24 protein-coding genes and 1 tRNA gene are annotated in these 25864 nt (G+C 64.1%); 6 read left to right on the top strand and 19 right to left on the bottom strand.

Annotated elements, in window-relative coordinates; translation table 11 throughout:
* Position 1: 1 nt before the first annotated feature.
* Positions 2-1138 (bottom strand): glutamate 5-kinase, encoded by a 1137-nt coding sequence (proB, locus tag FJ950_RS09340; protein ID WP_015315193.1) that lies wholly within the window; start codon positions 1136-1138, stop codon positions 2-4.
* Positions 1139-1142: 4 nt separating this feature from the next.
* Positions 1143-2174, bottom strand: a complete 1032-nt coding sequence (gene obgE, locus FJ950_RS09335; RefSeq protein WP_140616594.1) for a GTPase ObgE — start codon at positions 2172-2174, stop codon at positions 1143-1145.
* Between the two features lie 132 nt (positions 2175-2306).
* Here obgE and FJ950_RS09330 point away from each other — a divergent pair, with 132 nt between their 5' ends.
* On the top strand, positions 2307-3176 hold the full coding sequence (locus tag FJ950_RS09330; protein WP_140616593.1) for an endonuclease/exonuclease/phosphatase family protein: 870 nt from the start codon (positions 2307-2309) through the stop codon (positions 3174-3176).
* 99 nt (positions 3177-3275) lie between these two features.
* On the opposite strand, the gene FJ950_RS09325 is transcribed toward FJ950_RS09330, so the two are convergent.
* The 3 genes from FJ950_RS09325 to FJ950_RS09315 form a co-directional block, all read right to left on the bottom strand.
* Entirely contained in the window at positions 3276-3863 is a 588-nt protein-coding gene (locus FJ950_RS09325) for a GNAT family protein (protein WP_023771744.1), read from the bottom strand.
* A 119-nt stretch (positions 3864-3982) separates the two neighbouring features.
* Positions 3983-4252 carry a 50S ribosomal protein L27 gene (gene rpmA / locus FJ950_RS09320; protein WP_015315190.1) on the bottom strand — a complete coding sequence of 90 codons (270 nt, stop codon included), beginning with the start codon at positions 4250-4252 and terminating at the stop codon, positions 3983-3985.
* A gap of 100 nt (positions 4253-4352) precedes the next feature.
* Positions 4353-5024, bottom strand: coding sequence for a 50S ribosomal protein L21 (locus FJ950_RS09315; protein WP_140616591.1), 672 nt, complete (start codon positions 5022-5024; stop codon positions 4353-4355).
* A gap of 325 nt (positions 5025-5349) precedes the next feature.
* On the opposite strand from FJ950_RS09315, the gene FJ950_RS09310 reads away from it, so the two are divergent.
* The 3 genes from FJ950_RS09310 to FJ950_RS09300 all read left to right on the top strand — a co-directional run bounded on the left by FJ950_RS09310 (position 5350) and on the right by FJ950_RS09300 (position 7736).
* Positions 5350-5439, top strand: a tRNA-Ser gene (locus tag FJ950_RS09310).
* Between the two features lie 559 nt (positions 5440-5998).
* Positions 5999-6391, top strand: a complete 393-nt coding sequence (locus FJ950_RS09305; protein ID WP_318011701.1) for a low affinity iron permease family protein — start codon at positions 5999-6001, stop codon at positions 6389-6391.
* 1 nt (position 6392) lies between these two features.
* Positions 6393-7736, top strand: a complete 1344-nt coding sequence (locus FJ950_RS09300; RefSeq protein ID WP_210242352.1) for a phospholipase D-like domain-containing protein — start codon at positions 6393-6395, stop codon at positions 7734-7736.
* A gap of 62 nt (positions 7737-7798) precedes the next feature.
* On the opposite strand, the gene recQ is transcribed toward FJ950_RS09300, so the two are convergent.
* On the bottom strand, positions 7799-9634 hold the full coding sequence (recQ, locus tag FJ950_RS09295; protein WP_140616589.1) for a DNA helicase RecQ: 1836 nt from the start codon (positions 9632-9634) through the stop codon (positions 7799-7801).
* A 237-nt stretch (positions 9635-9871) separates the two neighbouring features.
* On the opposite strand from recQ, the gene FJ950_RS09290 reads away from it, so the two are divergent.
* A complete protein-coding gene (locus tag FJ950_RS09290) occupies positions 9872-11293 on the top strand; it encodes a coniferyl aldehyde dehydrogenase (RefSeq protein WP_140616588.1) in 1422 nt (473 codons plus the stop codon).
* Between the two features lie 144 nt (positions 11294-11437).
* Here FJ950_RS09290 and FJ950_RS09285 read toward each other — a convergent pair whose 3' ends face one another.
* The 8 genes from FJ950_RS09285 to uxaC all read right to left on the bottom strand — a co-directional run bounded on the left by FJ950_RS09285 (position 11438) and on the right by uxaC (position 18607).
* Positions 11438-11776, bottom strand: a complete 339-nt coding sequence (locus tag FJ950_RS09285; protein WP_140616587.1) for a cupin domain-containing protein — start codon at positions 11774-11776, stop codon at positions 11438-11440.
* 10 nt (positions 11777-11786) lie between these two features.
* A complete protein-coding gene (gene kduD / locus FJ950_RS09280) occupies positions 11787-12551 on the bottom strand; it encodes a 2-dehydro-3-deoxy-D-gluconate 5-dehydrogenase KduD (RefSeq protein ID WP_140616586.1) in 765 nt (254 codons plus the stop codon).
* A complete protein-coding gene (kduI, locus tag FJ950_RS09275) occupies positions 12548-13399 on the bottom strand; it encodes a 5-dehydro-4-deoxy-D-glucuronate isomerase (RefSeq protein WP_140616585.1) in 852 nt (283 codons plus the stop codon). Before kduI ends, kduD begins: the two co-directional genes overlap by 4 nt.
* Before the next feature lie 22 nt (positions 13400-13421).
* Positions 13422-14195, bottom strand: coding sequence for a FadR/GntR family transcriptional regulator (locus tag FJ950_RS09270; protein WP_140616584.1), 774 nt, complete (start codon positions 14193-14195; stop codon positions 13422-13424).
* Between the two features lie 114 nt (positions 14196-14309).
* The gene (locus tag FJ950_RS09265; protein WP_140616583.1) at positions 14310-15590 is read right to left on the bottom strand and encodes a TRAP transporter large permease; all 1281 of its coding nucleotides are present in this window, start codon (positions 15588-15590) and stop codon (positions 14310-14312) included.
* Between the two features lie 3 nt (positions 15591-15593).
* On the bottom strand, positions 15594-16118 hold the full coding sequence (locus FJ950_RS09260) for a TRAP transporter small permease (RefSeq protein WP_140616582.1): 525 nt from the start codon (positions 16116-16118) through the stop codon (positions 15594-15596).
* Positions 16119-16180: 62 nt separating this feature from the next.
* On the bottom strand, positions 16181-17161 hold the full coding sequence (locus tag FJ950_RS09255; protein WP_140616581.1) for a TRAP transporter substrate-binding protein: 981 nt from the start codon (positions 17159-17161) through the stop codon (positions 16181-16183).
* Between the two features lie 33 nt (positions 17162-17194).
* Complete coding sequence (gene uxaC / locus FJ950_RS09250; protein ID WP_181171141.1) at positions 17195-18607, bottom strand: glucuronate isomerase; 1413 nt, start codon at positions 18605-18607, stop codon at positions 17195-17197.
* 151 nt (positions 18608-18758) lie between these two features.
* Here uxaC and FJ950_RS09245 point away from each other — a divergent pair, with 151 nt between their 5' ends.
* Positions 18759-20267 carry a mannitol dehydrogenase family protein gene (locus FJ950_RS09245; RefSeq protein WP_181171139.1) on the top strand — a complete coding sequence of 503 codons (1509 nt, stop codon included), beginning with the start codon at positions 18759-18761 and terminating at the stop codon, positions 20265-20267.
* A gap of 167 nt (positions 20268-20434) precedes the next feature.
* Here FJ950_RS09245 and FJ950_RS09240 read toward each other — a convergent pair whose 3' ends face one another.
* From FJ950_RS09240 to FJ950_RS09220, 5 genes are all read right to left on the bottom strand, one after another.
* Positions 20435-20842, bottom strand: coding sequence for a F0F1 ATP synthase subunit epsilon (locus FJ950_RS09240; RefSeq protein WP_140616580.1), 408 nt, complete (start codon positions 20840-20842; stop codon positions 20435-20437).
* A gap of 111 nt (positions 20843-20953) precedes the next feature.
* On the bottom strand, positions 20954-22549 hold the full coding sequence (atpD, locus tag FJ950_RS09235; RefSeq protein ID WP_181171137.1) for a F0F1 ATP synthase subunit beta: 1596 nt from the start codon (positions 22547-22549) through the stop codon (positions 20954-20956).
* A gap of 70 nt (positions 22550-22619) precedes the next feature.
* A complete protein-coding gene (locus FJ950_RS09230) occupies positions 22620-23504 on the bottom strand; it encodes a F0F1 ATP synthase subunit gamma (RefSeq protein ID WP_140616579.1) in 885 nt (294 codons plus the stop codon).
* Positions 23505-23550: 46 nt separating this feature from the next.
* A complete protein-coding gene (gene atpA, locus FJ950_RS09225) occupies positions 23551-25080 on the bottom strand; it encodes a F0F1 ATP synthase subunit alpha (RefSeq protein WP_140616578.1) in 1530 nt (509 codons plus the stop codon).
* The gene (locus FJ950_RS09220; RefSeq protein ID WP_140616577.1) at positions 25080-25640 is read right to left on the bottom strand and encodes a F0F1 ATP synthase subunit delta; all 561 of its coding nucleotides are present in this window, start codon (positions 25638-25640) and stop codon (positions 25080-25082) included. The genes atpA and FJ950_RS09220 overlap by 1 nt, the downstream gene beginning before the upstream one ends.
* Between the last annotated feature and the right edge of the window lie 224 nt (positions 25641-25864).

Below are 25864 nucleotides of genomic sequence, written 5' to 3'. Positions count from 1 at the left end.
CTCATCCTCCGCTTGTGTCGCTTCCGGCGTGACTTACGACGAGATCGTCGCGGTGGATCATCGCCGAGCGCGCCTCGTAACCGAGCACGGTCTCGATCTCGGCCGTCTTCAGGCCTGCGATCCTTACGGCATCGGCGGCATCGTAGGCAACCAGCCCGCGCGCGATCTCGCGGCCCTCGGGCGACAGGATCGCCACCGTGTCGCCGCGGGAGAAGTTGCCGCTGACCAGCTTGACGCCGGCCGGCAGCAGCGACTTGCCCGAAATGAGCGCGCCGATGGCGCCCGCATCGACGGTCAGCCGCCCGGCCGGTTCGAGCTGGCCGGCGATCCAGGTCTTGTAGCCTTTCACCGGATTGGCGCTGGGCTTGAAGAATGTCGCGCGCTCGCCACGCTCGATCGCCATCAGCGGCGACAGCCTTGTGCCGGAGGTGATGATCATCGCCGTGCCCGCAGCATTGGCGATCTTGCCCGCGTCGAGTTTGGTACGCATGCCGCCGCGCGACAGCTCGGACGCGGCGGCTCCCGCCATCGCTTCGATGTCTGGTGTGATGCGGTCGACCACCGGAATGAACTTTGCACCGGGGTCCGACGCTGGCGGCGCGGTGTAGAGCCCGTCAATGTCGGAGAGCAGCACCAGAAGGTCCGCGCCCATCATCGTGGCGACGCGGGCCGCCAGCCGGTCATTGTCGCCATAGCGGATTTCGGAGGTCGCCACCGTGTCGTTCTCGTTGATGACCGGCACCGCCTTCATCTTGAGCAGCGTCGATATGGTGGCCCGCGCGTTGAGATAACGCCGGCGCTCCTCGGTGTCGCCGAGCGTCAAAAGGATCTGGCCCGATTTCAAGGCACCCTTGCCGAGCGCGTCCGACCATGCGCCGGCGAGCGCGATCTGCCCTACGGCGGCGGCGGCCTGGCTCTCCTCGAGCTTCAGGGCGCGCTTTCCAAGGCCAAGGATGGTGCGGCCGAGCGCGATGGCGCCCGACGACACGACGAGGATTTCGGCTCCTCCCTGGGCAAGCACCGCGATGTCGTCGGCGAGCGAGGCCAGCCAGTCGCGCTTCAGGCCGCTCGCGCGATCGACGAGCAATGCCGAGCCGATCTTGACGGTGATGCGCCGGTATTTCCTGAGCGGCTGCATGACCTTACTTTTCCCAGCGCGACTCGACCGGCGCGACGATCCGCGCACGCGCCTCCGCGATGACAGCCATCAACGCCCGCTGCACCGCCTCGACGCCCTCGCCGGTGACCGCCGACAGCAGCATCGGCGCGCGGCCGGCGGCACGCTTCAGCGAGGCGACCTTCTTCTTGCGCGCGTCTGCGTCGAGCGTATCGACCTGGCTCAGGGCCAGGATCTCGGCCTTGTCGGTCAAGCCGTGGCCATAGGCCTCGAGCTCGGCCCGCACGGTCTTGTAGGCCTTGCCCGGATTCTCCTCCTGCGCGGAGACCAGGTGCAGCAGCACGCGCGTGCGCTCGACATGGCCGAGGAAGCGGTCGCCGATGCCGACGCCCTCATGCGCGCCTTCGATCAGACCTGGAATGTCGGCGATGACGAATTCGCGCGCATCGATGCGGGCGACGCCGAGACCCGGATGCAGCGTCGTGAACGGATAGTCGGCGATCTTCGGCTTGGCCGCGGTGACGGCGGCAAGGAATGTCGACTTGCCGGCATTCGGCAGCCCGACCAGCCCGGCGTCGGCGATCAGCTTCAGCCTGAGCCAGATATTGAGTTCTTCGCCGGGAAGGCCGGGATTGGCGCGGCGCGGCGCCTGGTTGGTCGAGGTCTTGAAATGCTGGTTGCCGAAGCCGCCATTGCCGCCCTTGGCAAGGAGGAAGCGCTGGCCGACGACGGTCAGGTCGCAGATCAGCGTCTCATTGTCCTCTTCGAAGACCTGCGTTCCGGCCGGCACTTTCAGCGTCACATCGGCGCCCTTGGCGCCGGTCATGTTGCGGCCCATGCCGTGGACGCCGGTCTTGGCCTTGAAATGCTGCTGGTAGCGATAGTCGATCAGTGTGTTCAGCCCGTCGACCGCTTCCAGCCAGACATCGCCGCCGCGGCCGCCATCGCCGCCATCCGGGCCACCGAACTCGATGAACTTCTCGCGCCGGAACGACACCGAACCGGCGCCCCCGTCACCCGAGCGGACATAGACCTTGGCTTGATCGAGAAATTTCATGGGACTGCAGTTTCTTTTATTGGCCTTGCGGCATTGCTCTAAACCTTGGGCCTTGCTCTAAACCAAGGCGCGGCGAAGGGCGAGGCCGTTTTGTGACGATGGCCGCGCGGGGTTGGCCGGAGAGACGTCGGAATGAAGCTTGTAACCTACAACATCCAGTACGGCATCGGTCTCGATGGACGCTACGATCTCGGGCGCATCGCCGACGCGGTGCGCGGCGCCGACGTAATCGCGCTGCAGGAGGTCACCCGCAACAATCCCCGGAACGGCAGCCGCGACATGGTGGCCGAGATCGGCGAGGCGCTGCCCGATTATTTCGCCGTCTATGGCAGCAATTTCGAGGCCAATATCGGCTCGCGCATCGAGGACGGCCGCGCCATCACCACGACCTTCCAGCTCGGCAACATGGTCTTGTCGAAAACGCCCATTCATCTGTCGCGCAACCTGTTGTTGCCGCGCAGCCGCAGCTTCGAGATGATGAACTTCCAGCGCGGCGCGCTGGAAGCCCTGATCGAGACGCCGCTTGGTTTCATCCGCTTCTATTCCATCCATCTCGATCACCGCAGCCCGGTCGAACGCGCCAGTCAGATCCAGTTCCTGCGCCAGCGCCTGTTGAACTATGCGCTCGAAGGCGGCGCGCTGTCCGGCGTCGCCGAGATCGGCCTGCCGGAACTGCCGCATCCGGAAGCCTTTGTCGGCATGGGCGATTTCAACATGCTGGCCGGTTCGCCCGAATATGTCGAACTTGCCGGCCGGCCGGACCATGAATTCGGCATGCCGCTGACCGCCGACTTCGCCGTCGATGCCGCCCTGCGCCTCGATGTCGCCGGCGACGATCTCGTCTCCTGGGTCGACCCCAAGGACCCCACCAACGCCAGCCGCCACAAGCGCATCGACTACGTCTTCACCAGCGCGTCGCTTGCCCGGTCGCTGAAGCGCCTGTGGGTCGACAGACAGTCAGTCGGTTCCGACCACCGGCCGGTTTGGGTCGAACTGGGCTAAGCCCAAGTCCGGTCCCCAGCTGATTTGTCCTGTTTCGCCCCACGCGCCAAGGTTTGCCGATATTCAGGTCAGGCCGGCCTCACCTGAATATCGACGCACCTAGAAGTGGATCCAATTGCGCAGGCTCGTCCAGGTTTTCCTGTCGAGCCGATAACGCTCGACCGGCACCTGGCCGGCGACGATCGAATTCAGCATGCCCTGGCCGGCATATTGGAAGCCGCATTTGTGTATGACGCGGCGTGAAGCCGGATTGATGACCCTGGTCGAGGCCTGCAGCACCTGGATCGACGTCTTCTGGAAGGCGAGGTCGACCAGCGCGTGCGCGGCTTCCGTGGCGTAGCCCTTCTTCCAGTGGGGCTCGCCGATCCAGTAGCCGAGCTCAAGGCCGCGATCGGTGGTGTTCAGCCCGGCGCAGCCGACGAAAGTGTCGGTGCCCGCCAGCGTCAGCGCATAGGCGATGCCGGCGCGCCGCGCCTTGGTCATGGCGAGGAAAGCACGTCCCTCGGCCTCCCCATAGGGGTGCGGCATGCGCGCCAGCATCTCGGCAACGTGACGGTTGTCGGCAAGCTCGACCAGTTGCGCGATATCCCGCTCATCGGGAGCGCGCATCACCAGCCGCTCGGTGACCAGCACCGGGCAGTCTATCGCATAACTTTCGTCTTCACTGTCTTCCGCTTCGGCAACCATTTCAAAGTCCTCCAGGCACAAGAAAAAGGGGAGATGGAAACCCATCTCCCCTGATCCTTTTCCTGGTTTTGCCAGACACCGGTCCCGAGATGGGCGCCGGTGTTCTAGTGCGGAACCGGCTACTCCGCGGCTTTGGTAATCGGGTTGACCGATACGTAGGTTCGGCCGTTGGCTTTTTTGTTGAACGTCACGGCGCCGGTTTCGAGCGCGAAAAGGGTGTGGTCCGTGCCCATGCCGACATTGACGCCGGGATGCCAGGTGGTGCCGCGTTGACGAATGATGATGTTGCCCGGGATGACGGCTTCGCCGCCGAACTTCTTCACGCCCAGACGCTTGGAATGCGAGTCGCGACCGTTGCGCGACGAGCCGCCAGCTTTCTTGTGTGCCATCTAACTAACTCCGATGCGCCCATGGGCGCTTGAATGGTCTTATGAACGCGTTCGCGTTCCGTTTCAAGTCCGATCCGGCGACGTTTCGCGCCGGTTCGCCTTACTTCTTGGCCAGTTCCTTGGCCTGCTCGCGCCAGTCCTTGATCTGGTCGGCGCTGAACGGCATGTTCTCGTCGATCTTGACAACGTCCTTCTCGGTCAGCTTGGCGAGCTGCGCGAAGGTGATGATGCCCTGCTCGGCGAGATCCTTGGCGGCGACCGGGCCGATGCCCTTGATCACGGTCAGGTCGTCCGGCTCGCCCTTCGGCGCCTTGAACAGCGGCGCGGCGACGGCCTCGGCCCTCGCGTCTTCCTTGGGGGCGGCGTCCTTCTTGGCCTTGGCTTCCTTCGGCGCGGCCTCGGGAGCGACCTCAGCCTTGGCTTCCGCCTTGACGGCCGCCTTCTTGGCGGGCTTGGCGCCACCCAGCAGGATCTCGGAGATCCGCACGGTGGTCAAAAGCTGGCGATGGCCGATCTTGCGGCGCGAATTCTGGCGGCGACGCTTCTTGAAAGCGATGACCGTGCGGTTCTTGCCCTGCTCGACGACTTCGGCGGTCACCAGGGCGCCATCGACGAACGGCGCGCCGAACGTGACATTCTCGCCCTCGCCATGAGCGAGCACGTGGCCGATCTCGACGATGTCGCCGACATTGGCTTCGACTTTTTCGATCTTCAGGAGATCGTTGGCGGCAACGCGATACTGCTTACCGCCCGTTTTAATGACTGCGAACATTTTTTGCCTTTCGCTGTTCGGTCGGCCTTAATGAACCGCTCTGGCGGTTCGGCCGTCTTTTTGTCAGTCTGCGGGTTCAAAAAACAAGCGGCGTGGAAGAACCCTCCACGCCGATTGCGCGCTGTCCCTAACCGAAGGTTGCGTAGGAGTCAAGGCAAACGGGCCGGGTTCCCTGCCATGCGGGCCAGACTCCTGCCGAGGACGGAGCGTGGCACTCCGACCGAGGCCCGGACAGGAAGCTGAATTTCCGGTGGATTTGGCCTTGTAACCTGCCCGTTCAGCCGTTATCTAGTGCGCCGCGCCGGCAACGGCCGACCATGACCGCGGAGAGGTGGCAGAGTGGTCGAATGCACCGCACTCGAAATGCGGCATGGGTGCAAGCCCATCGGGGGTTCGAATCCCTCCCTCTCCGCCATTCCCCCAAATAGAAAATGCCGGCGGCATCGGCTACCGCCAATTCGCGGGTTCGTCCCCATCCTCGGCGATAATGATCGCCGACAGGCGCTGACATGCGTGCGGCGGGACGCGACCGGCTGTCGCGGGTCGGAAAATAAGAAGCGATGCCGAGGAACCAAAGCATGTCCCTCAAGTTCGATATCCGTTTCCAGGGGAGATCGAGTTCAGCATGCAAGGTCGAGGGCCAATCAAGGCAGCACTTCGAGCACAGGCCGATGAGGTACGCATCCGCATCGGCATCCTCCAGCAGGAGTTGACCACCAACCGCAAAAGCATGGGAGGCACATTGCGGTTGGGGTACGAGATAAAGTCGAGGAAAGTCCTTCTGGCGCGTCTGGAAAGGGTATTGGCGCAGTACTCGCCGGGCTGCCTGCGTGAGGACGTCCCGACGCTGCGGCACTCCGAGACAGGCCCGAGATCGCAAGGCTCCCATTGCAGCCTCTGACGCTGCAGCCGTTCGAGACAACGCCCAACCCAGACGGATGGTCAGGGCCTGACGGCGCTTTCTGCAGACAACTGTGCCGCACGGCAGCCTTCGCCGACGCGCTCGCGGGAACCTGCGTTACCGTGGAAAGTTCCTGCTGATGGCAAATCACCCCATTACCGGCGCGCTCACCTCGATCGGCACGTGGACCTCTCGTCCGGCAGCATTCCTGGTCCTGCTGGCCTATGCGATCTTCTGGATCGTTTTCGACCGGCAAAGCTTGAACTGGCATGGCGCGGCTACGCTCCTCACCTGGGCCATGACGCTCTTCATTCAGCGGGCTGAACATCGCGATACCCAGGCCATTCATGCCAAGTTGGACGAAATGCTGAGATCAAACAGTTCGGCTTCGACCATCACCCGCATCGACGATGAAGAGCCCGAGGACATCGAGAAACATCGCGATCGCAAGCAGCAGGGCGACTAACATGCGCGCTGCCGGTCTCGTGGCGTTCCTGAGGGGCGCGAAGCCAACGCGGTTGGATCGAAAATTCAGCCCGCTGCTCAAGGGATTAAGCTATGTGGCCGTTGCGGTTGTCGCCGGTCTGGCCACGTTGGCGGCCATAAACCTGACCCCTGAACCGCGGGTTTTGCGGACGATTGTCCCGCATCGCTTCGACGCATCGGATCCGCAGTTCGCGAGGTCGATGAGCAGCTACTCGCTGGGACAGATGTCAAACGCGAACGCGGTGCAGACCCTTGTGAACGGCGACGAGATTTTTCCTTCGATGCTCCAGGCGATCGGCGCGGCCCGGTCCACCATCGATTTTGAGACCTATATCTATTGGTCTGGGGCCGTTGGATATGAATTCGCACAAGCCTTGGCGGCCAAGGCGCGGCAAGGTGTCGAGGTCCGGGTGCTCGTCGACTGGGTCGGCAGTCTGCCTTTCGATGAAAACTTGATCCATATCATGACAGGAGCCGGCGTGAGGTTCCAGCGCTACCGGCCGATCCATTGGTATACGTTGGACCGCGTGAACAACCGGACCCATCGCAAACTGCTCATCGTCGACGGACGGGTGGCCTTTACGGGCGGCGTCGGCATCGCCGACAAATGGCGGGGAGACGCCCGCAATCCGGATGAATGGCGCGATACGCACTATCGGATCGAAGGGACCGCCGTGCCTGCTTTCCAGGCAGCCTTTGCCGAAAATTGGTTGGAGACGACCGGTGAGACATTGCAGGGTCGGAAGTTCAACCCTCCGCCCGAACCGGCGGGGTCGCTCGGCGCCCAGCTGATACTTTCTTCGCAGCCAAATGGCTCGGAGAACATGGAATTGATGATGCTGGCCGCGATAGCCGCCGCGAGGGATCACCTGCGAATCGGAATGGCCTATTTCGTCCCCGACGACATCGCCCTCCAGCAGATCCTGGACGCCAGGAAGCGAGGCGTGTCTGTCGATGTGATCGTTCCGAATGCGCTCACCGACGTGCCTTTGGTTCGGAAGGGCTCGCGCTATTTCTGGGGCGACTTGCTTAGGGCTGGAGTGCGTATCTACGAGTTTCAACCCACCATGTATCATCCCAAGCTGCTGATCGTTGACGACATCTGGACGAGCTTTGGTTCCACCAATCTGGACGAACGCTCCTTGCGGCTGAACGATGAAGCCAGTCTGAACGTCTACGGCAGGGATTTCGCGAACACGCAGATCGACCTGTTCAACCAAGACCTTGGGAGATCCCGGCAAGTTACCCTGGCCGAATGGGAAGCGCGTCCCCTGCGGGAAAAAATTTCGGACTGGCTGGCCAGCAGGCTGCGCTCCCAACTTTGATGACCTGGCTTTTACTGCTCATTCGACCAGCCTGATCAGCCCTACCGCTCGCCATCAAGCTTTCAATCAGGCTGTTGCGCGGCGATCGCGGCCAGGAAAACCGCGCCGAACTCCTTGAGCTTGGCCCCTCCCACGCCATTCACTTCGGCAAAGGCGTCGAGGTCGCGCGGGCGGCGGTCGGCCATGTCGATGAGCGTGCGGTCGGAAAACACCACATAGGCCGGGACCTGTCGCTCCTTGGCGAGCCGTAGCCGCAGCGACTTGAGCGCCGCCAGCAGCGAAGCATCGACGCCCTCGGCTCCGGCGGCGGCGCCTTCCCCGGAACGCTTCCTGCCGCGCGCCAGAGGGTCCCGCGTCTCGACGCGATACTGGAATGCAATCTCGCCACGGCCGAGCGCGCGGCCGCTTTCGGAGATGGCGAGACCGCCATGGCCCTCGGGATCCGGCATCAGGAACCCGCCGGCCACCAGTTGCCGGACCAGCGACAGCCACACTGTCTTTCTGTGCGCGGCGCCGGTGCCGAAACTGCTGAGTGTTTGATGAGCTCTCGCCAGCACCTTCTCGGTCTCGTGGCCAAGCAGGATATCGATGACATGGGCCGCGCCGAAGCGCTCGCCGCTCTCTGTGACCGCCGCCAGGATCTTCCGCGCTTCGGCACTGCCATCGGCGCGCGGCGCCTGGTCGAGGCAGTTGTCGCAATTGCCGCAGGCCTGGGCCTCTTCGCCGAAATAGCCGAGCAGCACCTGGCGGCGGCATTGCGCCGTCTCGCAATAGCCGATCAGCGTGTCGAGCCGGCGGTGCGACCGCCTCTTGTGCTCTGACAAGGCATCCTCGTCGTCGATGAACAGCCGGCGCATGCGGATGTCGCCAAGGCCGTAAAGCATATGCGCCTCGGCCTCGCGTCCGTCGCGGCCGGCACGGCCGATTTCCTGATAATAGGCTTCCAGGCTGCCCGGCATATCGGTGTGGAAGACAAAGGCGACATCAGGCTTGTCGATGCCCATGCCGAACGCGATGGTTGCCACCATGACGACGCCGGACAAGGTCATGAAGGCGTTCTGATTGGCTTCACGCGCCTCCTTGCTCATGCCGGCGTGGTAGGCGAGCGCGGTGACACCGTTGCGCTTCAGAAAGGCCGCCATCTCTTCCGTTTTCTTGCGCGACAAGCAATAGATGATGCCGCTCTTGCCCGCATGGCGCTCGATGAAGCCGAGCAGCTGGCGCTTGCTGTCCTGCTTGGGCGCGATGGCCAGCTTGATGTTGGGCCGGTCGAAACCGAGCACCAGCGTTTCGACCTGCTCGGCGAACAGGCGGGCGGCGATGTCGGTACGCGTGCTCTCATCGGCAGTCGCCGTCACCGCGATGATCGGCACATTGGCAAAGATGCCTCGCAACCGGGACAGATCCTCATATTCGGGCCGGAACGCCGGACCCCATTGCGAGATGCAATGCGCCTCGTCGATGGCGATCAGGCTGACGTGGAGCCTGGAAAGGGCGTCCAGCATGCGCTCGGTCATCAGCCGCTCCGGCGCCAGATAGAGCAGCCGCGTCTGGCCAGATGCCACACGGCGCCACGCCGCGACATTGGCCTCGCGGTCGAGCGAGGAATTGATCGTATCGGCCGCCACGCCGGCAAGCCGCAGCGCCGCGACCTGGTCCTGCATCAGAGCTACCAGCGGCGAGACGACGAGGGTGAGCCCGCCCAGAACCAGCGCTGGAACCTGATAGCAGAGCGATTTGCCCGCGCCCGTCGGCATGACGGCCAGCACATGGCGCCCGCCAAGCAGTGTATCCATCACGTCGGCCTGGCCGGGGCGAAAATCGTCGAAGCCGAACACCTCCTTCAGGACGCGCCGCTTGGGATCCCCGGCCCTGATACCCGCCGCCTGCGCCGGCATCAGACAGCCGCCTGGCGGCAAGCGATGTTTCGCGTACGGGAGAGATCGGGCAAGATGGTCAAGGGCGACTCCTTGTGAGGCCTTGGAGTAGCCCACCGCTCATCCCATCACAACAGCCCCTTCAATGCCCTCGGCAACACCGCCGGCACCGCCTTCCCCTGCGGCACACGCACCCCTGATGGATTCCGCCGCGTTGCGATGTAAGCTTGCCCTCGCCGATACGCCACGGAGGGCGCGATGCTGCAGGTGAGACAGGATTTGCTGGGCGAGCGGTTCCGGCTGCAGCGCGCCGCCTTCAAGGCACAACCCTTTCCCGACCTTGGCGCCCGCAAGGACCGGCTGAGGCGCCTGCTGGCGCTGACCGAGCGGCACGAGACTGAAATCTGCGCTGCGATCGATGCCGACTTCGGCGGCCGCTCGGCGCATGAGACCCGCCTGGCCGAACTGTTCGTCGTGCGCGCCGGCATTCGCCATGCGCTCGCCCATGTCGGCGGCTGGATGCGGGAGCGCCGCGTTGCCACCACCTTGCCGTTTCTGCCAGGCCGGAACCGCCTCGTGCCGCAGCCGCTCGGGGTCGTCGGTATCGTGTCTCCCTGGAATTATCCTTTTCAGCTCGCCGTCGCGCCGGTTACGGCCGCGCTTGCCGCCGGCAACCGCGTGCTGGTCAAGCCTTCCGAACTGACGCCTGCTTTTTCCGGGCTGCTGACCAGGCTGGCTGGCGAACATTTCGCCCCGGATGAACTCAGCGTCATCGCCGGCGATGCCGATACGGGGAAAGCCTTCGTCTCGATGCCGTTCGATCATCTGCTGTTCACCGGTTCGACGGCGGTCGGACGCCAGGTTGCGATCGCCGCCGCCGCCAACCTGACCCCGGTCACGCTCGAACTCGGCGGGAAGTCGCCGGCGATCCTCGACCCCTCCTGCGATCTTGACACCGCGGTCGCCAGCGTCGCCTATGGCAAGCTGTTGAATGCCGGGCAGACCTGCATCGCGCCGGACTATTTGCTGGTGCCGAAGGGACAAGCAGGTACGGTCGCCGCGAAGCTCGCGATCGCCATGGCGCGGCTCTACCCCTCGTTGCGCGACAACCCCGACTATACCGCCATCATCAGCGATCGGCATTACCAGCGTCTGCGCGCCATGATCGTGGAAGCCCGCGACGCGGGTGCCGATGTCACCGAAATCAACCCGGCCGGCGAAGACCTCGGCAATGCGGGCCGGAAGCTTTTGCCAACCCTGGTCAGCAACGCCGGCCCGGACCTAAGGCTGATGCGCGAGGAGATTTTCGGCCCGATGCTGCCGATCGTCGAATACGCCACGCTCGACGACGCGATCGCTTATGTGAACAGCGCCGAACGGCCGCTGGCGCTCTACTGGTTCGGCAACGACGGCGGCAACCGCCAGCGCATCCTGCGCGAGACGGTCGCCGGCGGAGTCACCATCAACGACTGCATGCTGCATCTGGTGCAGGAGAACCAGCCCTTCGGCGGTGTCGGCGCCAGCGGCATGGGCGCCTATCACGGCGAATGGGGTTTCCGCACCTTCAGCAAGGAGAAACCGGTCTTCCTGCAGTCGCGCTTGAGCGCGGGGAGCCTTCTGCGGCCACCCTATGGCAAGACGTTCGAACGGCTTTTCGGCCTGCTCAGGCGCATCACCTGACGCGCATTAAGTCTATCTTCACCATGATGCGGCAGCTTTCGCACCCTGCGGTGATGTTTTGAGTACCGCGGCGCCATTGGCGCCCAGGCAACAACCCGCGCTTCCCTGGAGGCGCGGGTTTTTCGTTGGCCGAGCAATCGTCGGTCAGGCGAGGAAATCGGCGCGGTGCGGCGTAAAACTGTCGACCAGCCGCCCCGCCTCGAGCGCCTTGACGCCGTGCACCAGGCCGGACGGCACGATGAAGCTGCCGCCGGTCTCGACGATTTCGGTCCGGCCGTCGATGGTCACCTCAAAACGGCCTTCGGCTACATAGCTCGCCTGCACATGCGGATGCGAATGCAGGGCGCCGACACCACCCCTATCGAAACCGAATTCGACCATCATCAGTTCGTCGGTGGTGAGGAGAACCCGCCGGCGATTGCCGTCCGGGGTCGGCGTCCAGGCACCCTGGCCGGCATGCGCGAAAATCTTCGGCTCGGTCATCGTCTTCTCCTCATCGCGCCAGCCATCCCCCATCCACCGGCACCACCGCGCCATGCATGTAGTTCGAGGCCGGCGCCAGCAGGAAGACGGCGGCATCGCCAATGTCTCCGGGCTCGCCCCAGCGGCCGGCGGGAATGCGCCCGAGGATGGCCGCGCTGCGGTCGGGATCGGCGCGCAGCGCCTGCGTGTTGTTGGTGTCGATATAGCCCGGCGCTATGCCATTGACGTTGATGCCCTTCGCCCCCCACTCGCAGGCGAGCAGCCTGGTGATGCCGAGCACGCCATGCTTGGACGCCGTGTAGGACGCGACGCGGATGCCGCCCTGGAAACTCAGCACCGAGGCGATGTTGACGATCTTGCCCTGGCGTCCACCGGCAAGGAGGCGCCGCGCAAAGGACTGACACAGCAGGAAGACGGACTTCAAATTGACGTCGATCACGTCGTCCCAGTCGGCTTCGCCGAGATCGATGGCATCCGCGCGCCGGATGATGCCGGCATTGTTGACCAGCCCGTCGATCGGACCGTTTTGATCCCAGACGCGGTCCAGCATCGGTCCGACTGCTGCCGTGTCGGCAAGATCGATGCTCACCGCCTCGAATTGGCCGCCCACAGCGCCTACCTTGCTCGCGGTATCGTCCATCGATGAGCGGCCGACGCCGATCACGGCGCCACCGGCGCGCGCGATCGAGATGGCAATGCCTTGGCCGATGCCGGTGTTGGCGCCGGTCACCAGGATGCGCTTGCCGGCCAGGCTGAAGGCGGAGAGGTCGCTCACCGCAGCATGTCCATCGCCACCGGATCGACATCGGTGTAGTCGACATTGTCGCCGGCCATCGCCCAGATGAAGGCATAGTTGGACGTGCCGGCGCCAGAGTGGATCGACCAGCCCGGCGACAGCACCGCCTCCTCGTTGCGCATGACGATGTGGCGTGTCTCGTCCGGCTCGCCCATGAAGTGGAAGACGCGGGCCGCCTCGGGCAGGTCGAAATAGAGATAGGCCTCCATGCGCCGGTCATGCACATGGCACGGCATGGTGTTCCAGATCGAGCCCGGCGCCAGCTGGGTCATGCCGACGACGAGCTGGCAGGTTTTTGTTCCCCCGGCATGGATGAACTGGAAGATCGAGCGCTCGTTGCAGGCCTCCTTGCTGCCGAGATCGAGGCGCTTGGCGTCATCGAGGCGGATCAGCCGGCTGGGATGAGGCTGATGCGCCGGGGCGCTGAGCAGATAGAACTTGGCGGGGTCGTTCCTATCAGCAGAAGCGAAGGAAACCGTGTCGGTGCCCATGCCGAGATAGAGCATGTCGCGCGCCCGCAGGTCGAAGGACTGGCCGCCGGCTTCGATCGTGCCGGCGCCGCCGATGTTGACGGCGATCAATTCGCGCCGGTCGAGAAACCCCTTGGTGCCGGTCGGCTTGATCGCTTCCAGTGGCAATGCCGTTGCCGCAGGCACGGCGCCGCCGACGATCATGCGGTCGTAGTGCGTGTAGGTCAGGCTGATGCGCCCGGGCTGGAAGAGATCCTCGATATGGAAATTATGGCGCAGCTCATCCGTTCCCATGGCGGCGGCGGCCGCCGGGTCGATGGCGAAGCGCGATGTGTAGTCGGTGTGGTTCTGGCTCATTTCTGTCCTGGCTTTCGGTGGATCATTCGCCCGCGGCCGCCTTGACCGAGCTGGCGTAGTAGGCCTGCCGCGCCTGCAGCCGCTCGCGGTAACGCTGCTGGCTGGCGCCGAGATGGGTGCGCATCGCCTCGCGCGCGGCTTCGGCATCGCCCGCCGTGATCGCGTTCAGGATCACCAGATGCTCGCGCTGCAGCCCGCGCTGGTAGCTGTCGGACTGCGCCAGTTCGGTCGACCAGGGCGAGGTCACGTCGCACGGAATGGCGCGCCGGCCGAGCACGTCGAGCATCTCGACATAGAAGGGGTTGTTGGTGGCGCTGGCGATGGCGCGATGGAAGGCGAGGTCGGCCGGACCGGTCGGCTGGCTGCCGAGCAGCAGCCGCTCGAACTCGAAGAAGGCTTCCTGGATCGCCGCCTCCTGCGCGGCGTTGCGACGGATGGCAGCGAGCCCAGCCGATTCGATCTCGATCGCCAGCCGCACCTCGAGCACGTTGAGCGCGACCGAATCCTTGGCTCCCATGTCGGCGGCGAGCGCCCCGAACATGGTCGAAATATGCTCTGTGACGAACACCCCGGCGCCCTGCCGCGGCTCGACCAGACCGTCGGCGGCAAGCTTGGCCAGCGCCTCGCGGATGACGGTTCGGCTGACGCCGAAGGTTTCGGTCAGCTGGCCCTCGGTCGGCAGCTTGTGGCCGGGCGGGATCTCGCCCGCCTGCAACTGCTTGCGGATCGCCCCCACGACGGTTTCCGACAGCTTGGGTTTTCTCTCGACCCTGAGGTCGTTTGCGGTATCGGACACCTCGGTGACCTCCTAGTGCAATTCCACGAAAAGTGCGTAGCGGCTTTCCGCGTGGAATTGCGTAAACACAAAGAGTTAGAGCGGTTCAACGATTCCAACGATCGCCGAACCGCTCTAATGGAACAGGCTCGGCAGCCACAATGAGATTTCCGGCACGTAGGTGACAAGCATCAGCACGGCGAAGGCGGCGCCGTAGAATGGCCAGATCGAGCGCATCGCGGTCCAGATCGGAATGCGCCCGATGGCGCAGCTGACGAACAGAACAGCGCCGACCGGTGGCGTGCAAAGCCCGATGCCGAGATTGAGGATGAGGATCACGCCAAAATGCACGGGATCGACCCCGTAGGCCATGACCACAGGCAGGAAGATCGGCGTCGTGATGATGATGAGCGGCGACATGTCCATGAAGGTGCCGAGAATGAGCAGGACGACGTTGATCAGCAGCAGGATCACCAGCTTGTTGTCGGACACCGACTGCAGAAAGGCGACCAGTGCCGCCGGCACCCTGAGATAGGCGAGCAACCAGCCGAAGGCCGCCGCGCAGCCGATGATCATCAGCACCATGGCCGTGGTGCGCACCGACGCCGTCGTCGCCGCGACGAAGTCGCCCCAGCTCATCGAGCGGTAGATGATCAGCGTCACCAGGAAGGCGTAGACGATGGCGATGCAGGAACTCTCGGTCGCGGTGAAGACACCGGACCTGACGCCACCGAAGATGATGGCGATCAGGATGAGCCCGGGAATGGCCGCGACAAGCAGCTGCAGGGCCCGGCCGAAGCCGGCGAAGGGCTCCGTCGGATATCCCCGGCGGCTGGCGACCCAATAGGCCGTTGTCATCAGCGACAGCGCCAGCAGCAGACCCGGCAGCACGCCAGCCGTGAACAGGTCGGCGATCGAGATACGGCCGCCGGCGGAGATCGAATAGATGATCATGTTGTGGGACGGTGGAATGAGAAGTGCGATGATGGCCCCGACCGAGGTGATGTTGACGGCATAGTCGACGCCGTAGCCGCGCGCCTTCATCTGCGGGATCATCAGGCCGCCGACCGCCGACGCATCCGCCACCGCCGAGCCGGAGATGCCACCGAACATGGTCGACGCCGCGATGTTGACCTGCCCCAGGCCGCCGCGCAAATGACCGACCAGGGAGCCTGCCAGCGCGACCAGCCGCGCGGCGATACCACCGCGCACCATCAGGTCGCCGGCGAAGATGAAGAACGGGATGGCCATCAGCGAAAACACGGCGACGCCGGAATTCAGCCGCTGGAACACGACGACCGGCGGCAGGCCAAGCGTGAGGATCGTGGCAAAGCTGGCGACGCCGAGGCAGAAGGCGATCGGCGTGCCGATGACCAGCAGGAACACGAAGGTGCCGAAGAGGACGATCAGGGCCATGGTTCAGGGCTCCTCGCCGGTTGCATGAATGTCGGCGTCGACGGGCAGGCCGGCAAAGCGCCCGGCCAGCCGTTCCAGCGAAAACAGGCAGACCAGCGCCCCACCCAGGATGACCGGCAGGAAGCTGACGCCGCCCGGCAGGGCAAGTGACGGCATGACCGTGTTCCAGGTCAGCCTGGCCAATTGCACGCCATAGACGATCATGCCGGCGCCGAAGGCCAGCACGACAAGGTCGGAAATGCTGCGCAGTACCGCCTTGGCCGAAACAGGCAGGACATAGAGCAGCACGTCGAAGCCGAGATGGGTGCGTTCGCGCACGCCGACGGCGGCGCCGAGAAAAATGAACCAGCCCATCAGCAGAACCGAGAAGGATTCCGTCCAGCTCGGCGAACGGTTCAGCACATAACGCGAGAAGACCTGCCAGAAGATGATGATCGTCATCAGCGTCAGGCCGGCGCCGCTGATCCAAAGCGCCAGCCTGGCAAGCCCTGACAGGACCCGCTCCGCACCCAGCCAGAATCCTCCCATGGCCGACACGTCCGAAGGCAGCGCGGGGGCCTCCGCGCTGCTCGATCCATTGCCCCTGCCGTTCATTTCTCGGCCTGTATGCGGGCGGCCAGGTCCTTCAATTCGGGCGTCGACAAGTACTTGTCGTAGACGGGCTTCATCGCGTCGATCAGCGGCTGTTTGTCGATCTCGCTGACCTTGACGCCCGCGGCCTCGACGATGCCGCGCGACTTCTTCTCCTGCGCGTCCCACAGTTCGCGCATCTTGACGACGCTGTCCTTGGCTGCCTGGCGCACGATCGCCTGGTCTTCCGGCGAGAGCTTGTCCCAGCTTGCCTTCGACATGACCAGCACTTCCGGCACGATCTGGTGTTCGTCCATCGTGTAATGCTTGGCCACTTCGTAGTGCTTGGCGGATTCGAAGCTCGGCCAGTTGTTTTCGGCGCCGTCGATGACGCCGGTCTGCAGCGCCGAATAGACTTCGCCATAGGCCATCGGCGTGGCGTTGGCGCCAAGCGCGTTGACCATGTCGACGAACACATCGGACTGGATGACGCGGAACTTCATGCCTTTCATGTCCGCCATCGAGGTAATGTCCTTCTTGGTGTTGTAGAAGGACCGAGCACCGGAATCGTAGAAGGCGAGGCCGACGAGATCATGCGCCTCGAACGCCTTCAGGATCTGGTCGCCGACAGCGCCGTCCATGACGTGGCGCATGTGCTCGACGGAGCGGAACATGTAGGGCAGCGACGGCACGGCGGTCTCCGGCACGATGCCGTTGAACGGTCCCATCGAGACACGGTCGAGGTCGATGACGCCGGCCTGGGTCTGCTCGATCGTGTCCTTCTCCTCGCCGAGCTGCGCCGAGTGATAGACCTCGATCGAATAGCGGCCGGCGGTGCGCTGCTTGATCAGGTCGCCCATGTACTTGACCGCCTCGACGGTCGGGTAGCCGTCCGGATGGGTATCCGAGGATCGCAGCACGGTTTCGGCGTTGGCAGCGCCGATCAGCAGCGAACCGATGGCGAATGTCGCCGCCGCCGTCAATTTCGAAAAATGCAACATGACTTCCTCCCTTTGAAAATCGAAACGCCCGGCTCAGAGCCGGTACGCATTCTTGGCAAGCGTGTAGGCAAGCTCCTTCGCGAGTTCATGCGCCTCGTCCTCACGCAGCCTGTGCTCGGCGACGAGACGCGCCAGGAACGCACAGTCGACCCGCCGCGCCACGTCGTGGCGGGCCGGTATCGACGGAAAGGCGCGCGTGTCGTCGTTGAAGCCGACCGTGTTGTAGAAGCCGGCGGTCTCGGTGGTCATCTCGCGGAACCGGCGCATGCCTTCCGGGCTGTCGTGGAACCACCAGGCCGGCCCGAGCTTCAGCGCCGGATAGACGCCGGCCAGCGGCGCCAGTTCGCGCGCGTAGCTGGTTTCGTCCAGCGTGAACAGGATGACGGTCAGGTCGCGCTCCAGCCCGACGCAGTCCAGTAATGGCTTCAATGCGGTCACATAGTCGGTCCGGGTCGGGATATCGAAACCCTTGTCCCTGCCGAATTTCTGGAAAGCAGAAGCCGAGTGATTGCGCATGGAGCCGGGATGGATCTGCATGACCAGTCCGTCGTCCCGGCTCATCTTGGCCATCTCGGTCAGCATCTGCGCGCGAAACAATTTTCGCTCGCGCTCATCCTGCGAGCCGGCGCGGACCCGGTTGAACAGCTCCTGCGCCGCCGCGTTGGAAAGATTGGCGGTCTCCGCCGTCGGATGCCCGTGATCCGACGAAGTCGCGCCGAAGCTCTTGAAGAAGGCGCGCCGCTGGCGATGTGCGTCGAGATAACCGGCCCAGGTCCCGGTGTTGCAGCCGGTGATCTCGCCGAGCCGATCGAGATTGGCCGAAAAGCCTTCGAATTCGGGATCGACGACGGCGTCTGGCCGATAGGCGGTGACGACACGGCCCTCCCAGCCGCTGTCGCGGATCATTTGGTGCCATTTGAGATCGTCGAGCGCGCCTTCGGTCGTCGCGATGACCTCGATGTTGAAGCGCTCGAACAGCGCGCGAGGGCGGAAGTTCTCCCACTGCAGCAGCGTTGCGATCGTATCGTAATGGCGGTCGGCGGTCGCGGCGCTCAACGGCTCTTCGATGCCGAACAGATGCGCAAGGACATGGTCGAACCACAATCGGGTCGGCGTGCCACGAAAGAGGTAATAGTGTTCGGCGAACAACCGCCAGATCGCCCTGCCGTCGGTCTCGACGGGCTCACCATCGAGGGTCGGCACGCCGAGAGCCTCCAGCCGCACGCCCTGGCTGAACAGCATGCGAAAAATATAGTGGTCCGGCACGATGAGCAGTTGCGCGGGATCGGGGAACGGCTCGTTCAGCGCATACCAGCGCGGGTCGGTATGGCCGTGCGGGCTGATGATGGGCAGGTCCTTGATGCCGGCATAGAGGGCGCGGGCGATCGACAGCGGACGCGCCTCGGCTGAAAACAGCAAATCCGCATTGGTCAGTGCCACGGCCATCCTCCGGCTCCATGGGTAGGATCGGTCAGAAATAATGTCAACATACAAAACTCGGATTGTTGTATGATGACTCCTAGGCAAAGCTGAGCATTGTCGGCGGACGCCGTCAGTGTTACCCCGCAAATCGTTCCACGAGATGAGTGCCGAACCGATGACAGACCACCGCCTTTCCAACCGCACGGCGCAGGCATTGCCGGCCAAGGTCGCCGCGCCTCGATATGATCGTGGCGCAATCACGCCGGGCATCGTGCATCTGGGCGTCGGCGCCTTTCACCGCGCCCACCAGGCCGCTTATATCGATGAATGCCTGGCGGCCGGAGAAACGGACTGGGGCATATCAGGCGTGTCGCTGCGCAGCGCGGAAACGCGCGACGCGCTGGCGCCGCAGGACGGGCTCTACACCTTGGCTGTGCGCGGCAGCGGCGGCGAGAAGCTGCATGTCATCGGCTCGATCGGCTCGCTGCTGGTGGCGCCGGAAGACCCGGAAGCGGTGCTGGCGGTGCTGGCCGATCCGCGTACCCGCATCGTGACGCTGACGATCACCGAGAAAGCCTATTTGCGGGCGGCCGGCGGCGGATTGGACGCAGCGCATGCCGACATCGTCCACGACCTGGCCAATCCGCGAACACCGAAGACGGCGCATGGTTTTCTGACCGAAGCGCTCGCCCGGAGGCGGGGCGCTGGCACCCCGCCCTTTACCGTGCTTTGTTGCGATAACCTGCCGGCCAACGGCGCCACCTTGCACCGGCTGCTGATCGAATTCGCCACGCTGCGCGATGCAAGTGCCAGTTCGGCGGGCAATGCCGGAATGGCCGACCACATCGCCAGTCACGTCGCATTTCCCTCAAGCATGGTCGACCGCATTGTGCCAGCCACGATCGACGCCGACAGGGCACGGATAGCGGGCGAACTTGGTATTGAGGACGCCTGGCCCGTGATGACGGAACCCTTCCGCCAGTGGGTGATCGAGGACGATTTCCCCATGGGCCGTCCCACCTGGGAAAAATTCGGCGTCACCATGGTTGGGGATGTCGCTCCCTTCGAGGACATGAAGCTGAGGCTGCTCAACGGCGCGCATTCGGGCATCGCCTATCTCGGCCTGCTCTGCGGCCACGCGACGGTCGACAGTGCCTTCGCCGATCCGGCGATCCGGCGGTTCGTCGACGCGCTATGGCAAGAGGCCATAACAACATTGCCGGACGATGCCGGCCTCGACCCATCAGCCTATACCGCCGAGCTTGCCGAGCGTTTTTCGAACACGGCACTTGCCCACCGCACGGCGCAGATCGCCAATGACGGCAGCCAGAAACTGCCGCAGCGCATTATCGCCTCGGCTGTCGAGTGCCTCGAAGCCGGCACCGAGCTGGTCCATCTCACGCTGGTGGTGGCTGCCTGGATCGCCGCCTGCGCGGCGCGCGGAAAGACGTTGCCGGAAGGCCATTTCACCGATCCGCTCGATGCGCCGATGACCGCGCTTTTGGACCAGCAGCTGCCGGCGAACGAAACCGCGACAGCGGTGTTTGACATGGCCGGCTTCGCCCGGGATCACGCCGAGCGCCAGACGCTGATCGAACTCGTGGCCGTCCATCTCGTCCACCTGCGACGAGACGGCCCGACTTTGGCCTTCGCTGCGCTCGGCATAGAAGCCGAAGGACAGTAAGGCGCGAGCGGTACAGAACCTGATGTCGGCGGCGCAGCGCCCCCTCAGTCCTGCCGATGTCGCGCAACTCCGGCACCGCCGCCACACCCACTCTCACGCCATAATGTCCCGACAAACAAAAAAGCGGGGCAAGGCCCCGCTTTCAATCCGTTGTTCCGCGACGCGTTTCAGGCCGGCAGGATCGCGCCTTCCAGCGTGGTGAGCTGGCTAAGGAATTGTTCGGCCTTGCTGCGCGACTGGTCGTCCTTGGCGTCCGCGGCATCTTCCCTGGCTTCTTGGATGCGGCGGGCGAGATCGGCGCGGTCGACATCCTTCACCGAGACAGCCGACTCCGCCAGCAGCGTGCAGCCGGCCGGCACGATGTCGGCGAAGCCGCCGAACACGACATAGCGTTCTTCGCTGCCCGAGGCGCTCTTCACCGTGACGACACCCGGCTTGATCGTGGTCATGACCGGCGCGTGATGAGCCATGACGGTCATCTCGCCTTCGGCGCCTGGAATGACGACGGATTCGACCTCGGCGGAAACCAGCAGGCGTTCCGGGGAAACCAGTTCGAACTTGAAAGCTTCAGCCATGTCAATTTAGTGAGTAGGAATAGTGAGTAGGGAGTAGGGCGAGAGAACAACTATCCGACTCGCCCAGCTGCTATTCACTACTGACTACTGACTACTCCCTATTCGCTTGATTTACGCCGCTTCTGCCGCGAGGCGCTGTGCCTTCTCGACCGCTTCCTCGATGCCGCCGACCATGTAGAAGGCGGCTTCCGGCAGGTGATCGTAATCGCCGTTGCAAAGGCCCTTGAAGCCCTTGATGGTGTCGGCGAGGTCGACCAGCTTGCCCGGCGCACCGGTGAACACTTCGGCGACGAAGAACGGCTGCGACAGGAAGCGCTCGATCTTGCGGGCCCGGGCCACCGTCTGCTTGTCCTCTTCCGAGAGCTCGTCCATGCCCAGGATGGCGATGATGTCCTGCAGCGACTTGTAGCGCTGGAGGATCGACTGCACCTGGCGGGCGACGCCATAATGCTCGTCGCCGACGACCAGCGGGTCGAGCATGCGCGAGGTCGAGTCCAGCGGATCGACGGCCGGATAGATGCCCTTCTCGGCGATCGAACGGTTGAGGGTCGTCGTCGCGTCAAGGTGAGCGAACGAGGTCGCCGGCGCCGGATCGGTCAAGTCGTCGGCCGGCACGTAGATCGCCTGCACCGAGGTGATCGAGCCCTTGGTGGTGGTGGTGATGCGTTCCTGCAGCGCGCCCATGTCGGTGGCGAGCGTCGGCTGGTAGCCCACGGCCGACGGGATGCGGCCGAGCAGAGCCGACACTTCGGAACCCGCCTGCGTGAAGCGGAAGATGTTGTCGACGAAGAACAGCACGTCCTGGCCCTGGTCGCGGAAATATTCGGCGACCGTCAGGCCGGTCAGGCCGACACGGGCGCGCGCGCCCGGCGGCTCGTTCATCTGGCCGTACACCAGCGCTGCCTTGGAGCCTTCACCGCCGCCCTTCTTGTTGACGCCGGATTCGATGAACTCGTGATAGAGATCGTTGCCTTCGCGGGTGCGCTCGCCGACGCCGGCGAACACCGAATAGCCGCCATGTGCCTTGGCGATGTTGTTGATCAGTTCCTGGATCAGCACGGTCTTGCCGACGCCGGCGCCGCCGAACAGGCCGATCTTGCCGCCCTTGGCGTAAGGCGCCAAGAGGTCGAGCACCTTGATGCCGGTGATCAGGATCTGGGCTTCCGTCGACTGCTCGACATAGGTCGGAGCCGGCTGATGGATCGAGCGCATTTCGATTGCGTCGACCGGGCCTTCTTCGTCGACCGGCTCGCCGATGACGTTGATGATGCGGCCGAGCATGCCCGGGCCGACCGGCACGGTGATCGGAGCGCCGGTGTCGCGCACTTCCTGGCCGCGCACCAGGCCTTCGGTGGAGTCCATCGCGATGCAGCGCACGGTGTTTTCACCCAGATGCTGGGCCACTTCGAGCACCAGGCGGTTGCCGACATTGGTCGTCTCGAGCGCGTTCAGGATCGCCGGCAGGTGATCGCCGAACTGCACGTCGACAACGGCGCCGATGACCTGGCGAACCTTGCCGACAACGCCGGTGGCTTTCGTGGCCACGGCCTGCGTCTTGGCGGCCACGGCCTTGGCCGGCGCCGCTGCTGCCTTGGCCGGAGCAGCCTTTGCCGCCGCTGCCGGAGCCCTGGCCGCTTTCACTGGGGCTGCTGCCTTGGGGGCTGCCGCCTTCGGAGTTGCCTTCTGGGGGGTCGCTGCTTTCGCCATCGTCTTTACCCTTTTCGTCCTTTGTTTCTCACGCGGTCCGGTTCGCGGGACAGTCACCCGCGGACCGCGCCTAGAGCGCCTCGGCGCCCGAAATGATTTCGATCAGTTCCTTGGTGATCTGCGCCTGCCGCTGGCGGTTGTAGGTGATCGACAGCTTGTTGATCATCTCGCCGGCGTTGCGCGTCGCATTGTCCATGGCGCTCATCTTGGCGCCCATTTCGCCGGCGGCGTTTTCGAGCAGCGCCCGGAAAACCTGCACGGAGATGTTGCGCGGGATGAGGTCGGAGAGGATTTCGCCCGGCTCCGGCTCATATTCATAGACGGCGCTGCCGCCATCCACCGCCGCGGCTGGAGCCGAAGCGGCGCTGGCCGGGATGATCTGCTGCGCGGTCGGGATCTGGCTGATCACCGACCTGAACTGCGAATAGAACAGCGTGCAGATGTCGAAGGCGCCCTCGTTGAAGAGATGGATGACCTTCTTGGCGATCGCGTCGGCATTGACGAAGCCGAGCGTCTTGACCTCGCGCAGATCGACACGGTCGATGATCATCGATGCATAGTCGCGGCGCAGGATGTCGAAGCCCTTCTTGCCGACGCAGATGATCTTGACCTGCTTGCCGTCGGCCAGAAGCCGGCGGATGTGATCGCGGGCAAGACGGGCGATCTGCGAATTGAAGCCGCCGCACAGGCCGCGCTCGGCGGTGCAGACCACGAGCAGATGCACGGCGTCCTTGCCGGTGCCCGTCATCAGCGCCGGGGCATCGCCGCCACCGCCGATCGCCTGGGTGATGTTGGCCAGCACGGAACCCATGCGCTCCGAATAGGGGCGCGCCGCTTCCGCTGCCTCTTGCGCACGGCGCAGCTTCGCCGCGGCGACCATCTGCATCGCCTTGGTGATCTTCTGCGTCGCCTTGACCGAGGCGATACGGTTACGAAGGTCTTTTAATGAAGGCATGCTTCAAACCTGATCCCGTCTTGTCTCATCCGGACTGGCGCTTCGCTTAGGCGAAGGTCTTGGCGAAGGCGTCGATCTTGGCCTTGAGCTTGGCGCGCAGATCGTCCGAAAGCGCCTTTTCCTTGCGGATGGCATCGAGAACGTCCTTGCCCGCCGCACGCATGTGGCTGAGCAGGCCGTGCTCGAACTTGCCGACCTGGTTGACCGGCAGCTTGTCGAGATAGCCGTTGACGCCGGCAAAGATCACCGCGACCTGCTCTTCCGTCTTCAGCGGCGAGAACTGCGGCTGCTTCAAGAGTTCGGTCAGGCGCGATCCGCGGTTGAGCAGGCGCTGCGTGGCGGCGTCTAGATCCGAGCCGAACTGCGCGAAGGCCGCCATTTCGCGGTACTGCGCGAGCTCGCCCTTGATCGAGCCGGCGACCTGCTTCATCGCCTTGATCTGCGCGGCCGAGCCGACGCGGCTGACCGACAGGCCGACGTTGACGGCCGGACGGATGCCCTGGAAGAACAGGTTGGTTTCGAGGAATATCTGGCCGTCGGTGATCGAGATCACGTTGGTCGGGATATAGGCCGACACGTCGTTGGCCTGCGTCTCGATGATCGGCAGGGCGGTCAGCGATCCGCCACCCAGATCGTCGTTGAGCTTGGCGGCGCGCTCGAGCAGGCGCGAGTGCAGGTAGAAGACGTCGCCGGGATAGGCTTCGCGGCCCGGCGGGCGGCGCAGCAACAGCGACATCTGGCGATAGGCGACAGCCTGCTTCGACAGATCGTCATAGCTGATCAGCGCATGCATGCCGTTGTCGCGGAAATATTCGCCCATGGTGCAGCCGGCGAACGGCGCCAGGAACTGCATCGGCGCCGGGTCGGAAGCTGTGGCGGCGATGATGATCGAATATTCGAGCGCGCCGCGCTCTTCCAGAACCTTGACGAACTGCGCGACCGTCGAACGCTTCTGGCCGACGGCGACATAGACGCAGTAGAGCTTTTCCTTTTCCGGGCCGTTGTCGTGCACCGACTTCTGGTTGAGCATCGTGTCGAGGATGATGGCGGTCTTGCCGGTCTGGCGGTCACCGATGACCAGCTCGCGCTGGCCGCGGCCGACCGGGATCAGCGCGTCGATGGCCTTGAGACCGGTCGACATCGGCTCGTTGACCGATTTGCGCGGAATGATGCCCGGCGCCTTCACGTCGACACGCTTGCGTTCGGTCGCCTTGATCGGGCCCTTGCCGTCGATCGGGTTGCCGAGCGCGTCGACGACGCGGCCGAGCAGGCCGGGGCCGACGGGAACGTCGACGATGGCGCCGGTGCGCTTGACGATGTCGCCTTCCTTGATGTCGCGGTCGGCACCGAAGATGACGACGCCGACATTGTCGGCTTCGAGGTTGAGCGCCATGCCGCGGATGCCGCCGGGGAACTCGACCATTTCGCCGGCCTGCACATTGTCGAGGCCATAGACGCGGGCGATACCGTCACCGACGGACAGCACCTGTCCGACTTCGGAGACCTCGGCCTCCTTGCCGAAATTCTTGATCTGGTCTTTCAGAATTGCGGAAATTTCCGCGGCGCGGATGTCCATCAGCCGACCTCTTTCAGTGCAAGCTTGAGCGAATTGAGTTTGGTTTTGAGCGACGTATCGATCTGGCGCGAGCCCATCTTGACCACCAGCCCGCCGAGCAGCGACGGATCGATGGTGACGGAGATGGCCACGTCCTTGCCGGCAACGCCCTTCAGCGCCGCCTTGAGTTCGGTCTGCTGGGCCGCGGTCAGCTCATGAGCCGACGTCACCTCGGCGGCAGCCTCGCCACGGTGTTCAGCGGCGATCTGGCGGAACGCCTTGATCATGCCGGGCACCGCGAACAGGCGGCGGTTCTTGGCGACGACGCGCAGGAAATTGCCGGTCAGGCCGGTGATGCCGGCCTTGTCGGCGATCGCCCCGATGGCCTTGGCCTGGTCCTCGCTGGAGAATACCGGGCTGTTGATCAGCCGGGCCAGGTCGGCACTGCCCGCGAGCATGGCCTCGAAACTGGTGAGGTCGGCCTCGACCTTGGCCACGGAATTTGCCTGCGATGCCAGTTCGAACAGCGAACCGGCATAGCGTTCTGCGACACCTGAGATTGGCGATGACGATTGAGCCACGGACCGTCTTTTCTCTTGTCTGACAGGCCGCAGATTGTTGGCGCGAGCAAAAACTCTGGCTAAATCTTTGACCTTACTGCATTTTTCCAAGCACGGAGGCGCGGCTTCCGCTATCCCCGGCCGAAAGTCGATTGCCGTCTAGCACAGGCATTTTAAGACCGCAATGCGTCGTTCCGCATGGTTTTCAGGCACTATTGTCGCATCCGGCGAAAGATCAGCGTCCT

It is taken from the genome of Mesorhizobium sp. B2-3-14, assembly GCF_006442175.1.
In the GTDB taxonomy this organism is placed as follows: domain Bacteria; phylum Pseudomonadota; class Alphaproteobacteria; order Rhizobiales; family Rhizobiaceae; genus Mesorhizobium; species Mesorhizobium australicum.
The sequence above is the reverse complement of the archived record's forward strand: the minus strand, read 5'-3'. Positions and strand labels throughout refer to the sequence as shown.

What these genes read in the sequence shown, in the direction of transcription:
- proB (WP_015315193.1), bottom strand. Translation starts at nt 1,138, where the DNA reads ATGCAGCCGCTCAGGAAATACCGGCGCATCACCGTCAAGATCGGCTCG.
- obgE (WP_140616594.1), bottom strand. Translation starts at nt 2,174, where the DNA reads ATGAAATTTCTCGATCAAGCCAAGGTCTATGTCCGCTCGGGTGACGGG.
- FJ950_RS09330 (WP_140616593.1), top strand. Translation starts at nt 2,307, where the DNA reads ATGAAGCTTGTAACCTACAACATCCAGTACGGCATCGGTCTCGATGGA.
- FJ950_RS09325 (WP_023771744.1), bottom strand. Translation starts at nt 3,863, where the DNA reads ATGGTTGCCGAAGCGGAAGACAGTGAAGACGAAAGTTATGCGATAGAC.
- rpmA (WP_015315190.1), bottom strand. Translation starts at nt 4,252, where the DNA reads ATGGCACACAAGAAAGCTGGCGGCTCGTCGCGCAACGGTCGCGACTCG.
- FJ950_RS09315 (WP_140616591.1), bottom strand. Translation starts at nt 5,024, where the DNA reads ATGTTCGCAGTCATTAAAACGGGCGGTAAGCAGTATCGCGTTGCCGCC.
- FJ950_RS09300 (WP_210242352.1), top strand. Translation starts at nt 6,393, where the DNA reads ATGCGCGCTGCCGGTCTCGTGGCGTTCCTGAGGGGCGCGAAGCCAACG.
- recQ (WP_140616589.1), bottom strand. Translation starts at nt 9,634, where the DNA reads ATGCCGGCGCAGGCGGCGGGTATCAGGGCCGGGGATCCCAAGCGGCGC.
- FJ950_RS09290 (WP_140616588.1), top strand. Translation starts at nt 9,872, where the DNA reads ATGCTGCAGGTGAGACAGGATTTGCTGGGCGAGCGGTTCCGGCTGCAG.
- FJ950_RS09285 (WP_140616587.1), bottom strand. Translation starts at nt 11,776, where the DNA reads ATGACCGAGCCGAAGATTTTCGCGCATGCCGGCCAGGGTGCCTGGACG.
- kduI (WP_140616585.1), bottom strand. Translation starts at nt 13,399, where the DNA reads ATGAGCCAGAACCACACCGACTACACATCGCGCTTCGCCATCGACCCG.
- FJ950_RS09265 (WP_140616583.1), bottom strand. Translation starts at nt 15,590, where the DNA reads ATGGCCCTGATCGTCCTCTTCGGCACCTTCGTGTTCCTGCTGGTCATC.
- FJ950_RS09260 (WP_140616582.1), bottom strand. Translation starts at nt 16,118, where the DNA reads ATGGGAGGATTCTGGCTGGGTGCGGAGCGGGTCCTGTCAGGGCTTGCC.
- FJ950_RS09255 (WP_140616581.1), bottom strand. Translation starts at nt 17,161, where the DNA reads ATGTTGCATTTTTCGAAATTGACGGCGGCGGCGACATTCGCCATCGGT.
- uxaC (WP_181171141.1), bottom strand. Translation starts at nt 18,607, where the DNA reads ATGGCCGTGGCACTGACCAATGCGGATTTGCTGTTTTCAGCCGAGGCG.
- FJ950_RS09245 (WP_181171139.1), top strand. Translation starts at nt 18,759, where the DNA reads ATGACAGACCACCGCCTTTCCAACCGCACGGCGCAGGCATTGCCGGCC.
- FJ950_RS09240 (WP_140616580.1), bottom strand. Translation starts at nt 20,842, where the DNA reads ATGGCTGAAGCTTTCAAGTTCGAACTGGTTTCCCCGGAACGCCTGCTG.
- atpD (WP_181171137.1), bottom strand. Translation starts at nt 22,549, where the DNA reads ATGGCGAAAGCAGCGACCCCCCAGAAGGCAACTCCGAAGGCGGCAGCC.
- FJ950_RS09230 (WP_140616579.1), bottom strand. Translation starts at nt 23,504, where the DNA reads ATGCCTTCATTAAAAGACCTTCGTAACCGTATCGCCTCGGTCAAGGCG.
- atpA (WP_140616578.1), bottom strand. Translation starts at nt 25,080, where the DNA reads ATGGACATCCGCGCCGCGGAAATTTCCGCAATTCTGAAAGACCAGATC.